The organism is Aequorivita sp. KMM 9714 (genome assembly GCF_011065475.1).
GTDB classification, from domain to species: domain Bacteria; phylum Bacteroidota; class Bacteroidia; order Flavobacteriales; family Flavobacteriaceae; genus Aequorivita; species Aequorivita sinensis.
The window spans coordinates 13,282-25,972 of sequence record NZ_JAAGRO010000007.1 but is presented as its reverse complement, the minus strand read 5'-3'; the positions used below and the strand labels follow the sequence as shown (position 1 = coordinate 25,972).

14 protein-coding genes and 5 tRNA genes are annotated in these 12,691 nt (G+C 35.7%); all 19 read left to right on the top strand.

The features are described from left to right. Positions 1-89 precede the first annotated feature (89 nt). The 19 genes from G3A46_RS12995 to rplL all read left to right on the top strand — a co-directional run bounded on the left by G3A46_RS12995 (position 90) and on the right by rplL (position 12,688). Positions 90-1,715, top strand: a complete 1,626-nt coding sequence (locus tag G3A46_RS12995) for an alanine/glycine:cation symporter family protein (RefSeq protein WP_165150420.1) — start codon at positions 90-92, stop codon at positions 1,713-1,715. Between the two features lie 11 nt (positions 1,716-1,726). After that, positions 1,727-2,611 (top strand): helix-hairpin-helix domain-containing protein, encoded by an 885-nt coding sequence (locus tag G3A46_RS12990; RefSeq protein ID WP_165150418.1) that lies wholly within the window; start codon positions 1,727-1,729, stop codon positions 2,609-2,611. Between the two features lie 117 nt (positions 2,612-2,728). Then, entirely contained in the window at positions 2,729-3,892 is a 1,164-nt protein-coding gene (locus tag G3A46_RS12985; protein ID WP_165150416.1) for an acyl-CoA dehydrogenase family protein, read from the top strand. A 244-nt stretch (positions 3,893-4,136) separates the two neighbouring features. Beyond that, complete coding sequence (locus G3A46_RS12980) at positions 4,137-5,555, top strand: carboxypeptidase-like regulatory domain-containing protein (RefSeq protein ID WP_165150414.1); 1,419 nt, start codon at positions 4,137-4,139, stop codon at positions 5,553-5,555. A 176-nt stretch (positions 5,556-5,731) separates the two neighbouring features. Then, on the top strand, positions 5,732-5,926 hold the full coding sequence (rpsU, locus tag G3A46_RS12975) for a 30S ribosomal protein S21 (RefSeq protein ID WP_139856220.1): 195 nt from the start codon (positions 5,732-5,734) through the stop codon (positions 5,924-5,926). A gap of 180 nt (positions 5,927-6,106) precedes the next feature. Next, positions 6,107-6,991, top strand: coding sequence for a tyrosine-type recombinase/integrase (locus G3A46_RS12970; protein WP_165150412.1), 885 nt, complete (start codon positions 6,107-6,109; stop codon positions 6,989-6,991). A gap of 57 nt (positions 6,992-7,048) precedes the next feature. Next, positions 7,049-7,351: a ribosome-associated translation inhibitor RaiA gene (raiA, locus tag G3A46_RS12965; protein WP_165150410.1), complete on the top strand. Its 303-nt coding sequence runs from the start codon at positions 7,049-7,051 to the stop codon at positions 7,349-7,351. 125 nt (positions 7,352-7,476) lie between these two features. Continuing rightward, positions 7,477-7,550: transfer RNA gene (locus G3A46_RS12960), tRNA-Thr, on the top strand. Between the two features lie 128 nt (positions 7,551-7,678). Next, positions 7,679-7,760 (top strand) — tRNA-Tyr (locus G3A46_RS12955). 199 nt (positions 7,761-7,959) lie between these two features. Beyond that, positions 7,960-8,032: transfer RNA gene (locus tag G3A46_RS12950), tRNA-Gly, on the top strand. 108 nt (positions 8,033-8,140) lie between these two features. Next, positions 8,141-8,212 (top strand) — tRNA-Thr (locus tag G3A46_RS12945). A 56-nt stretch (positions 8,213-8,268) separates the two neighbouring features. Then, positions 8,269-9,456 (top strand): elongation factor Tu, encoded by a 1,188-nt coding sequence (tuf, locus tag G3A46_RS12940; protein ID WP_165150408.1) that lies wholly within the window; start codon positions 8,269-8,271, stop codon positions 9,454-9,456. Between the two features lie 136 nt (positions 9,457-9,592). Continuing rightward, positions 9,593-9,665: transfer RNA gene (locus tag G3A46_RS12935), tRNA-Trp, on the top strand. A gap of 89 nt (positions 9,666-9,754) precedes the next feature. Next, the gene (gene secE / locus G3A46_RS12930) at positions 9,755-9,943 is read left to right on the top strand and encodes a preprotein translocase subunit SecE (protein ID WP_139856216.1); all 189 of its coding nucleotides are present in this window, start codon (positions 9,755-9,757) and stop codon (positions 9,941-9,943) included. A 3-nt stretch (positions 9,944-9,946) separates the two neighbouring features. Then, positions 9,947-10,501 carry a transcription termination/antitermination protein NusG gene (gene nusG, locus G3A46_RS12925; protein WP_139856215.1) on the top strand — a complete coding sequence of 185 codons (555 nt, stop codon included), beginning with the start codon at positions 9,947-9,949 and terminating at the stop codon, positions 10,499-10,501. Between the two features lie 64 nt (positions 10,502-10,565). Beyond that, complete coding sequence (gene rplK / locus G3A46_RS12920; protein ID WP_139856214.1) at positions 10,566-11,003, top strand: 50S ribosomal protein L11; 438 nt, start codon at positions 10,566-10,568, stop codon at positions 11,001-11,003. A gap of 20 nt (positions 11,004-11,023) precedes the next feature. Beyond that, positions 11,024-11,719 carry a 50S ribosomal protein L1 gene (rplA, locus tag G3A46_RS12915; RefSeq protein WP_139856213.1) on the top strand — a complete coding sequence of 232 codons (696 nt, stop codon included), beginning with the start codon at positions 11,024-11,026 and terminating at the stop codon, positions 11,717-11,719. 12 nt (positions 11,720-11,731) lie between these two features. After that, positions 11,732-12,253: a 50S ribosomal protein L10 gene (gene rplJ / locus G3A46_RS12910; protein WP_165150407.1), complete on the top strand. Its 522-nt coding sequence runs from the start codon at positions 11,732-11,734 to the stop codon at positions 12,251-12,253. Positions 12,254-12,310: 57 nt separating this feature from the next. Next, the gene (gene rplL, locus G3A46_RS12905) at positions 12,311-12,688 is read left to right on the top strand and encodes a 50S ribosomal protein L7/L12 (protein ID WP_139856211.1); all 378 of its coding nucleotides are present in this window, start codon (positions 12,311-12,313) and stop codon (positions 12,686-12,688) included. Positions 12,689-12,691: the final 3 nt, after the last annotated feature.

The following is a 12,691-nucleotide window of genomic DNA, read 5'->3' as shown; positions in this document are numbered from 1 at the left end:
ATTTATAGGGTGATTTTTTGAAATTCTAATTTTTTTTAAGCATCTTGCTTCGTTTTAAATATAACAATGTTAAATTTTAAAAATCCACTATGAAGAAATTTCTTCTTTCACTTATCACTTTTATCATTCCATTTTTCACTTTCGCACAAGAACTTTCCACTTCTGAAAGGATAGATTTAAATTTTAAAAAATATACAGGTTGGTTTGTTGATGGTATTTTTTACGAAATTCCATTTTCTGAATCCTTTCAAATTCCTTGGGTATTAATAGTACTTATTGGAGGGGCCCTTTACTTTACTATTTATTTTAAACTTATAAATATTACTGGGTTTTATACAGCTGTGAAAGTTGTAATGGGTAAGTATGAAGACATTGAAAAACACGGGGTGGATACCTTATACGGTGATGTAACTCCTAACGAACAAGAAAATCTTATAGAAACAATACGCGATGATAGTGCTGATGGTGAAGTTTCACACTTTCAAGCATTAACGGCTGCGCTTTCTGCTACTGTTGGTCTTGGTAATATTGCTGGAGTTGCGGTGGCACTGTCTATTGGTGGTCCAGGTGCAACTTTCTGGATGATCTTAGCTGGTATACTAGGTATGGCTTCCAAATTTGCCGAATGTACTCTAGGGGTTAAATTCCGAGATGTAGGTCCAGACGGAACTGTGTATGGTGGTCCGATGTACTACCTTAAAAAAGGATTGGCTCAAAAAGGGATGGGCGGACTAGGAAAAGTACTCGCGGTAATATTCGCAATATTTGTTATTGGTGGTTCTTTTGGTGGAGGAAATATGTTTCAAGCCAATCAAGCCGCAGCGCAATTTGTTCAACTCTTCGACCTTCAAGGTACAAGTGCTTCGATATGGTTTGGTATTGTAATGGCTATAATTGTTGCATTTGTTATAATAGGGGGTATTAAAAGGATTGCAAAGGTTACTGAAAAAATTGTTCCTTTTATGGCCGGTATTTATGTACTTGGCGCACTTATTATTCTAATAGCAAACTACAATCATATTGGAGATGCATTTGCTCTTATTTTTGAAGGAGCTTTTTCTGGACTTGGTATTGCAGGTGGACTTGTAGGTGTCATGATTCAAGGTATTCGTCGTGGTGCATTTTCAAATGAAGCGGGAGTTGGATCAGCGGCTATTGCTCACTCTGCAGTACGAACTAAGTATCCAGCCTCTGAAGGTATTGTAGCACTTTTAGAACCGTTTATCGACACAGTGGTTATTTGTACTATGACGGCTTTAGTGATTGTAATTACAAATTTCGACAACAATATAATTCAATACGGAGTAGAAGTTAAGGAAGGGGTAGAGCTTACAGCAACTGCTTTTGATAGTGTAATTCCTCACTTTTCAATCGTTCTTACAATTGCTGTAATAATGTTTGCTTTCTCTACGATGATTTCTTGGTCTTATTACGGAATGCAAGGTTGGGTTTACCTTTTTGGAAGAGGAAAAGTAACAGAACTTGTATATAAACTGCTATTTTGTATCTTTATTTGGATTGGTTCGGTTATTAGCCTTGGATCGGTAATTAACTTTTCCGATGCAATGATTTTCGCAATGGTGGTTCCTAATATTATCGGTGTGGTGATACTAACGCCAGTAGTACGTAAGGAACTTAATCGATATATGAAAGCCATAAAAATTAAACACCAGGCTATTGATGACGGACTAGAAGATATGTCCAAGCATTTATAACTAGAGTTATTATGGAATTAAAATCCCACTTCACGTTCTCAAAACAGCAACGAAGTGGGATTTTGCTTTTGTTGTTACTTATAGTCACTTTGCTATGCTTGTTTTGGTTTGTCGATTTTTCGGAATCGGAAAGTTTTGATACTTCTTCTGAAGAAATCACTTCCATAAAAAATGAAATAGATTCACTTCGTCTACTTGAAATAGAGAAACGTAAACCAAAGAGGTCTGAGTTTAACCCTAATTTCATTACAGATTATTCCGGTTATGTTTTGGGGTTGTCTAACGAAGAAATAGACAGGTTGCTTCAATATAGAAAGGAAGGGAAGTGGATAAATTCTGCTGCAGATTTTAAAAGAGTAACGGGAGTGTCTGATTCTTTATTAGCGGATTTAAGTCCTTATTTTAAATTTCCAGCATGGGTGAATAATTCTGCTTCACAAGTAAGTGCTACTTCATTTAATCAAAATAAAGGTTTTGTAGCGCGACCATTTAGTCAAAAAATAGATTTAAACCAAGCAACCGAAACTCAATTACAACAGGTGAGCGGAATTGGAGAAGCGCTAAGTAAACGAATTGTTTCTTATCGTGAATCAATAGGTGGTTTTAGCGACGAAAAACAGCTTTATGCAGTTTATGGTTTAAGCCCCGAAGTTGTAGAACGAACATTAAACGTCTTCACCGTAAAAACACCAAAAGAGATAATTAAGATTAACGTAAACAATGCTTCGGCATCAGATATTGCGACTATTCCAGGAGTATCCTTCGAGTTAGCTAAAAAGATATGGGAATATCGAAGACTACGTGAAAAAATTACCAACGTGGACGAACTAAATAAAATTGAAGGTATGAGCCAAAGAAAGTTACAGCTAATTCAGTTATATTTGTCTGCTGAGTAAGGCTTAAAAATGCTGCCACATCACTCTACACGCAGTTAAAGTGTATTCGGAGATCATCGAAAAGTGGGTGTCACTCAATTAATTTCAAACATAATAATTACAAGAAAAGATTTACAAATGAATTTACATTTTACAGAAGAACACGATTTTTTCAGAAAAAGTTTTCAGGATTTTCTTCAAAAAGAAGTAGTGCCTCACATTGAAAAGTGGGAAAAAACTGGTACCATCGACCGTTTTATATGGAAAAAATTTGGTGAAATGGGTTACTTCGGAATTTATCAGCCTGAAGAATACGGCGGATTAGATTTAGATCTTTTCTATACGGTGATTTTCTTAGAAGAATTACAAAAAGTAAACAGTGGTGGTTTTGCTGCAGCAATGTGGGCACACGCTTATCTTGCAATGACGCATCTTAAAAAAGAAGCTAATCACGAACAAAAAGAAAAATATTTAGCACCGAGTATTTCGGGTGATAAAATTGGCTGTCTGTGTATTACTGAACCATTTGGAGGAAGTGATGTTTCTGGAATGCGTACAACTGCGGTTAAGAAAGGAGATAAATATATAATCAACGGTTCTAAAACCTTTATCACAAATGGAATTTACAGCGATTACTTAGTAGTTGCCGCTAAAACGGCTCCAGAATTGGGTAATAAAGGAATTAGCATTTTTGTTATGGACCGTGATACAAAAGGTATTTCTGCAACAAAACTCGACAAACTAGGATGGAGAGCAAGTGATACAGGAGAAATAGCATTCGATAATGTTGAAATCCCAGCATCAAGCCTAATGGGTGAGGAGAACATGGGGTTCCCATATATTATGCAACATTTCGCATTAGAAAGACTTATAATGGGGATTAACGCACACGCACGTAGTGAGTTTGCATTAGATTACACCATTCAATATATGAAAGATAGATTTGCTTTTGGTAAGAGTATTTCGAAGTTTCAAGCACTACGTCATAGAGTTGCACAGCTAGCAAGTGAAGTGGAAGTGGCAAAAACATTTAACTACGTAACCACACAACGTCTAAACGACGGTGAATACGTTGTAAAAGAAGCTACAATGAGTAAACTTATTTCGACTAAAGTAGCAGATGAGGTGATGACGGAATGTCTTCAATTTTTAGGAGGATATGGTTATATGGAAGATTATCCATTGGCAAGATTACTTCGCGATAGTAGATTAGGTCCTATTGGTGGTGGTACTTCTGAAATTCTAAGAGAAATTATTTCTAAGATGGTTATTGAAGGAGTATCGTACAAACCAGCTACATAACCTAAACTTTAGATTTGGAAGTTACGAAAGAAGACATTTTAAAACTGATTGAAATTGAATCAAAAGATACTATTTGCAATCATTTTTTAAATGTCTTTTTTATTGATTATCGTGCCTAGTGATGGTCGGGTTTTATTTAGTTGTAGATTTAAAGCTGATATTTAAAAAGAATACCAAATAGCGCCTAAATGCTGATGTAAAATAATGGATATTCAAAGTTTAAAATTTTAATCTTTTCAAAATAATGAAGCACTTTAAATTAAAGCATTTATTAAGTGTGATCGTAATGTTCATAACTGCGACCACCTTTTCACAAACCAACCTAAATGGGAAGGTTGCAGATTTCTTAACTTTTCAGCCTATAGAAAGTGCTAGTGTGTATATTAAAAATACTACCATTGGAACTATTTCTAACAGTGACGGTAATTTTGCCTTAAAAGTTCCTAAAGAACATTTAAATGATACCTTGGTAATATCTTCTATAGGTTATAAAAGTTATAACGTGGTAATTGAAAGCTTTGAAAATGGTTCCGATATTTTTCTTGAAGAAGATGTTGCTTCCCTAGATGAAGTTGTAATTGTTGCAGATCCACGGCCAACTACTGGTAATGGAATAGTACAAAAAGCAATCGAAAGACTTCCGGCAAACTTACCAGAACAAGCCTATCTTCAAAAAGGGTTTTTGCGTCACAAAGAACGAAATAAAAAGGAATACAAGTGGCTTATAGAAAGTGCCATTACATTATATGATTCTAGTTATGCCGCTGGAGCAAAAGATTTTATAAAAATAAACGTAGATGAAACCCGAAAAAGTTACGATTTAAGGGATATCGACAGTCTTTTTACGTATTCTGCTTATTTAAAAAGTATAGGGTCTAATGCTGGTAATGTAAGTTTGAATTCTGTTAAGAAGTCAGCTTTGATTAATGCTATTAAATGGAATGATAGTCGTGTAAATGGATTAGAAAATCTATTTAAAGGAAAGTTGAATCTATTGAGGAATAGTAATGCAACAGGGGCTTTGTTGGGGAAAAATATGTTAGAAAAGCATCAGTTTAACCTCGATACAATTTTAGTAGATAACGGAAGGAAAATTTATAAAATCGAAATCACCAAAGGCAAGGATTTTGTCGGTTTGAATACGCCTAACATCTATAACGAAGGGTTTGAACCAAAAGGGTGGATTTACATCTATTATGATAATTACGCGATTAAAAGAGTGGAGTATGAGTTGACAGCAGCTTCTGATGTTCAGAAAAGAAGAAGCAAGAGTTTGTTTGATACTCAAACCATACATAAGTTAACCATGACTTATATGGAGTATAATGGAAAGATGTATCCTAATTATATTTATTACGAAACTCCAAAACTTGTAAATACAGGAGATAGGTCTTCCGATAGAGTTAAAACTGAAGCAGAACCTGGTTTTGATAAAGGAGAACAATATTATTATACTGTTCAGGAAATACTGTTTACAGATATAATTCAGGATACCGAGCTTGTCAAAGAAGAATTACAGCAAAATGACTGGTCTGCCGATATATTTTCTAGTAAGCCTTATAATGAAGCTTTTTGGAAAACTTATAACGTATTATTAGAAAGTAAAGAAGAAGAAAAGTTGATTTTAGATTTAAGCAAAAGAGCTTCATTGTATAAAAATTAATCTTGTCTTATTCAGGTTCTAACTAATTTTGTCATTATCTGAAAGGTAAATTGTGATAATTTAATTGGGCAATTTTGAGTGTAAACTTCTTTTTTATAAAAAATCTTGTAAGTTGTTATTTATAAATCAAAACTTTTTATATCTTTGCCGCCCTAAAGAGAGGAGGTGATGACACTATGTTAATTATACCAGTTAAAGACGGAGAAAATATCGACAGAGCACTGAAGCGTTTCAAGCGTAAGTTTGACCGTACAGGAACAATGCGCCAGTTGCGTGCAAGACAAGCTTTTACAAAGCCATCTGTTAAGAAAAGAGCGCAAATGCAAAAAGCGCAATACATCCAGAATCTTAGAGATCAGGAAGATATTTAGTATTCTTTTTGAATCTATATCATATAAATCCGTTGGAATTTTTTCCAACGGATTTTTTTATGATTAAAAATTATTAGTTTGTGAGGTAATTGAGTTATTTTGTAGAACCACTGTTTGAGATAGAGACTAAAGTCGACTTCTAATTTAATGTGCAGTTGGCTACAACCTAAAAACCTGCAAATGCCTTTTTCTTCTTTTAAAGATTATTTAGAGCTTGAGAAAAAATATTCACCTCATACGGTGGTGGCATACTTAAAAGATCTAGATGGATTTCAGCAATTTGCTTCAGAAGAGTTTCAGTACGAGAATATTTTAGATGTTAACTACTCAGTTATTCGTAGCTGGATAGTGTCATTGGTTGATGCTGATATTTCAAATAGAACTGTAAACAGGAAAATATCTTCTCTTAAAACCTATTATAAATTTCTTTTAAAAACAGGACAAATACAGGTTAGTCCGTTAGCGAAACACAAAGCATTAAAAACTTCAAAAAAAATACAAGTTCCATTTTCTGAAAATGAAATAGTAAATGTAATGGAATTGCTTCAAGGCAGCGATGATTTTGAGGGACTGCGAGATCGGCTTGTGGTCGAGTTGTTTTATTCAACAGGTATAAGAAGGGCAGAGTTAATTAATATTAAGATTGACGGTATTTCCTTCGCCCAGAAAACGATTAAGGTATTGGGTAAGCGTAATAAGGAGCGGATAATTCCTTTGTTGCCAGCAGTGCTTGATACTATTCGTGCCTATATGTCTGTACGGGATGAGCTTGAGAATATAATAGATGATGAGTATTTGTTTCTCACAGCAAAAGGTTTGAAAGTGTATGAAACTCTTGTGTATCGCATTATTAATGTCTACTTTAGTAAGGCATCTGAAAAAGTAAAAAAGAGTCCTCATATATTAAGACATTCATTTGCAACTCATCTTTTAAATGAAGGTGCTGATATAAATTCGGTTAAAGAGTTATTAGGTCATTCTAGTCTAGCATCTACTCAAGTTTATACTCAAAACAGTATCGCTAAATTGAAAGAGGTTTATAAAAACTCACATCCTCGTAATTAATTTTAAATGGCATTTATGGTGTAAAACTACTTAGCAATTAATTAAAATTATAGTGATATGAAAGTAAACGTACAAGCGCCAAATTTTACGGCGAAAGAAGAGCTGTTGTTATTTGTTAAAAAAAGGTTGTCGAAGCTTGAACAATTTTACGACAAAATTGTGTTCGCAGATGTCTTTTTGAAGGTTCAAAAAACGAGTGAAAAAGAAAATAAAATAGTAGAGGTGTTATTAAGTGTGCCTGGAGACGATATTATGGTGAAAAAGGAGGCTAAGACCTTTGAAGCCGCTACTGACGAGGCTTCACGAGCTTTGGAGAGACAATTAAAGAAGCGCAAACAGAAAGAAAAATCGTATTTATAGAAATTTTTTTAAAAAAAGTTTTGAAAAAGTTTTGTTTGAAACGAGAAGTTTATATACATTTGCACTCCGTTAGAAATAACGAGCTTTTTTACGAGTTAGAAAGCAACTCATAAAAAGATAAAAAAGCCGATGTAGCTCAGCTGGCTAGAGCAGCTGATTTGTAATCAGCAGGTCGTGGGTTCGAGTCCCTCCATCGGCTCAATAATTCAGAATTGTGAATTCAGAATTATGAAAACAAATAAGTAGATTTTTAAATCTGCAAGTTCATTAGAATTATTGAAATTTTTAGTTGTGAATTCTATATTCTTAATTCATAATTGAAAAATTGGGGAGATACTCAAGCGGCCAACGAGGGCAGACTGTAAATCTGCTGACTACGTCTTCGCAGGTTCGAATCCTGCTCTCCCCACTACTATTTTTTATTTTCAATAAAAAATTGAAAATTTCAAACGTAATAAGTAAAATTATGTTAGTTTTGCGCAAAGTTTGAAGTAGTTCATTTATAGATTGAATAATCTTTTGATTAGATTCTCTAAAAAGTTTCGATTTCCGTCTCTGGATATGAAGCAGTCTCGACGCTTGTCGGGGAGGGAATTTGCTCATAAAATGCGGGAGTAGCTCAGTTGGTAGAGCGTCAGCCTTCCAAGCTGAATGTCGCCGGTTCGAACCCGGTCTCCCGCTCTAAAATGGTTTCTAGTTTAGGGTTTATTGTTGTTTTTTGAAAAACAGCATTGAGCTTTAAGCTTTTGAACTGTTTACCCTGAGCAACGTTGAAGGGCTAGTTAAAAGGCCGATGTAGCTCAGGGGTAGAGCGTTTCCTTGGTAAGGAAGAGGTCATGGGTTCAATTCCCATCATTGGCTCAAGTTGCAAATACAATAGAACACTAATATATAACTAAGATTAAAATTAATACAAAATGGCAAAAGAAAAATTCGATCGGTCAAAACCACACTTAAATATTGGTACAATTGGACACGTAGATCACGGAAAAACAACTACGACTGCAGCTATTACTAAAGTTTTGGCTGATGCAGGTTTCTCTGCAGCAACATCATTTGATCAAATTGATAATGCGCCAGAAGAAAAAGAAAGAGGTATTACAATTAACTCTTCTCACGTAGAATATCAAACAGCAAAACGTCACTACGCACACGTTGACTGTCCTGGTCACGCGGATTACGTAAAGAACATGGTTACTGGTGCTGCTCAAATGGACGGTGCTATTCTTGTTGTTGCTGCTACTGATGGTCCTATGCCACAAACTCGTGAGCACATCCTTTTAGGTCGCCAGGTTGGTATTCCTAGAATTGTTGTTTTCATGAACAAAGTTGACTTAGTTGATGATGAGGAATTACTTGAGCTAGTAGAGATGGAGATCAGAGATCTTTTAAGCTTCTACGAGTATGATGGTGATAATGGTCCTGTTGTTCAAGGTTCTGCTTTAGGTGCACTTAACGGTGAGCAAAAATGGGTAGATGCTCTTCTTAAATTAATGGATGAGGTTGATAACTGGATTGAAGAGCCTGTTCGTGATAACGAAAAGCCTTTCTTGATGCCAATTGAGGACGTATTCTCTATTACTGGTCGTGGAACTGTTGCTACAGGTCGTATCGAAACTGGTATTGCTAAAACTGGAGATCCAGTTGAAATTATCGGTATGGGAGCTGAGAAATTAACTTCTACTATTACTGGTATTGAAATGTTCCGTCAAATCCTTGATAGAGGTGAGGCTGGAGATAACGCTGGTATCCTATTAAGAGGTATTGAGAAAACTCAAATCTCTAGAGGTATGGTAATTGTTAAGCCAGGATCTGTAACTCCACACGCTAAGTTTAAAGCTGAGGTTTATATCCTTAAGAAAGAAGAAGGTGGACGTCACACTCCATTTCACAATAACTACCGTCCACAGTTCTACGTACGTACAACTGATGTAACTGGAACAATTACTCTTCCTGATGGTGTTGAAATGGTTATGCCTGGAGATAACTTAACAATCAATGTTGAGTTGTTACAACCAATCGCAATGAACGTAGGTCTTCGTTTCGCTATCCGTGAAGGTGGACGTACTGTAGGTGCAGGTCAGGTAACTGAAATTATAGAATAATCATCTAATATATATAAGCTATAGGTGTCCTGAATTTAATTCGGGATACCTTGGCTTTTTTAACTAGATAGGCTCTAAATGAGTTGACAAAAAATATTCAGAAGTTAGTTTTTAATTTCTATAATCTGAATTAAATACGGGTTTAGCTCAGTTGGTAGAGCACTGGTCTCCAAAACCAGGTGTCGTGAGTTCGAGTCTCTCAACCCGTGCAATATTCCTGCATGAGCTTCAAAGTAAATTTACAGCTAAAATAGGAAACTTCACCTCTCTGGAGGAATAATATTAATACGACAACAAAATGGTAAACTATATTACAGAATCGTATAAAGAACTTAAAAACCACGTAACCTGGCCAACTTGGGCAGAGGCTCAGAAATTAACCGTAGTTGTTGCGGTTTTTTCTATTGTATTGGCCTTAGCGGTTTGGGGTGTAGATACCGTTTTCAGCAAAATGGTTGGTTTATATTTTGATTGGATCAAATCGTAAGAAATGACCGAAACAACAAAAACAAAAAAGTGGTATGTAGTCCGTTCAGTTAGTGGACAGGAAAACAAAATCAAATCGTATATCGATACTGAGATAAAACGATTAGAGCTTGAAGATTATATTGATCAGGTTCTCGTACCAACCGAAAAAGTTATTCAAATCCGTAACGGAAAGAAAGTAAATAAGGAACGTGTTTATTTTCCAGGTTACATCATGATAAAAGCAAATTTAGGTGGTGAAATTCCTCACATCATTAAGTCTATTAATGGTGTTATTGGCTTTTTAGGTGAGGTTAAAGGAGGTGATCCTGTGCCGTTGAGACAATCTGAAGTAAACAGAATGTTAGGGAAGGTTGATGAGCTTTCTGTTAAAGAGGATAGTGTAAACATTCCATATACTGTGGGAGAGACTGTTAAAGTTATTGATGGTCCTTTCAATGGATTTAATGGAACTGTTGAAAAAATAAATGAAGAAAAACGCAAACTTGAGGTAATGGTTAAGATTTTTGGAAGAAAAACACCATTAGAATTGAGTTATATGCAAGTTGAAAAAGTTTAATTGTTACGCTTAATAGGTTCCTTCTAAGGCTTCCACTTTTGAAGAACCACACAAAAATTTAGAAATGGCAAAAGAAATTAGTAAAGTAGTTAAGTTGCAAGTTCGCGGAGGTGCTGCTAACCCATCACCACCAGTAGGACCTGCTCTTGGTGCTGCCGGTGTTAATATCATGGAGTTCTGTAAGCAGTTTAATGCTAGAACTCAGGATAAGCAAGGAAAAGTATTGCCAGTAGCGATTACAGTTTATAAAGACAAATCTTTCGATTTTGTTATTAAGACTCCACCCGCTGCAGTTCAAATACTTGAAGCTGCTAAAGCAAAAAAAGGCTCCGGTGAACCACATGCAAAAAAAGTAGCCACAATCTCTTGGGAACAAGTTAAAGCGATCGCGGAAGATAAAATGCCCGATCTTAACGCATTTACTGTTGAGTCTGCTATGAAAATGGTAGCTGGTACTGCACGTTCTATGGGAGTTAAAGTAAAAGGTGACGCACCTTTTTAATCTGAAAAAAGAATCTATAAATGGCACGATTAACAAAAAAGCAAAAGGAAGCCAAGCTTAAGGTAGAGGATAGAACCTATACTGTTGCCGAAGCTTCTGCTTTAATAAAAGAAATATCTAACGTAAAGTTCGATCCTTCAGTTGACCTTGCGGTACGTCTTAACGTGGATCCACGTAAAGCGAACCAAATGGTAAGAGGCGTTGTTACTCTTCCTCACGGAACTGGTAAAGACGTTAAAGTATTAGCATTAGTAACTCCAGATAAGGAAGCTGAAGCTAAAGAAGCTGGAGCAGACTACGTTGGTCTTGATGAGTACCTCGATAAAATTAAAGGAGGATGGACAGATGTTGACGTAATTGTAACTATGCCAAGTGTAATGGGTAAATTAGGTCCTTTAGGACGTGTATTAGGGCCTCGTGGTCTTATGCCAAACCCAAAGACAGGTACAGTAACTATGGACGTTGCTAAAGCAGTTTCTGATGTGAAAGCTGGTAAGATCGACTTTAAAGTTGATAAAACTGGTATCGTACACGCAGCAATAGGAAAAGCGTCTTTTGATGCTGAAAAAATTGCAGGAAACGCAAGAGAATTATTAACAACCCTCGTTAAACTAAAGCCACAAGCGGCAAAAGGTGTTTACATAAAGAGTATCTATATGTCTAGCACAATGAGTCCAAGTGTTGAGATTGACACAAAAAGGTTTACTGAGCAGTAAAAACTGGAAATTATGACTAGAGAAGAAAAATCACAAGTAATTGAAACGTTAACTGCGCAGTTGTCTGATAATGAAAATATCTATTTAGCAGATATTTCAGGCTTAAACGCAGGGACTACTACTAACTTACGTCGTGCTTGTTTTAAAGCAGGAGTTCAGTTAGCAGTTGTTAAGAACACATTGCTTAAAAAAGCAATGGAGAGTTCAAATAAAGACTTTGGAAGCTTACCAGAAGTACTTAAAGGAAATACTTCCATTATGTTTTCTGAAACAGGTAATGCACCTGCCAAAGTAATTAAAGAATTCAGAAAAAAATCTGATAAGCCTTTATTAAAAGGAGCCTACATCCAAGAGTCAATTTACGTTGGCGATGAACAATTGGATAGCTTAGTAGAGCTTAAATCTAAAGAAGAGCTTATTGGAGAAGTTATCGGGTTACTACAATCTCCTGCTAAAAATGTTATTTCAGCTCTTAAGAGTGGAAGTACTACAATTGCAGGCCTTGTTAAGACCTTATCCGAAAGAGAAGGATAAAACAAACATTGCACTAATTAATTTATATAAACACAATTATTTTTAAAAACGATAGAAATGGCAGATTTGAAAGATTTCGCAGAACAATTGGTTAACCTAACAGTAAAAGAAGTTAATGAGTTAGCTACAATATTAAAAGACGAGTACGGTATTGAGCCTGCTGCTGCAGCTGTTGCTGTTGCTGCTGGTGGTGCTGCTGCTGGTGGAGACGCTGCAGATGAGCAATCAGAATTTGATGTAATTCTTAAAGGTGCTGGTGCATCTAAACTTGCAGTTGTAAAACTAGTTAAAGAATTAACTGGTGCTGGTCTTAAAGAAGCAAAAGAATTAGTTGATAACGCACCTTCTCCAATTAAAGAAGGAATTGCTAAGGATGAAGCTGAAGCATTAAAAGCGCAACTAGAAGAAGCTGGAGCAGAGGTTGAGCTTAAGTAAGCT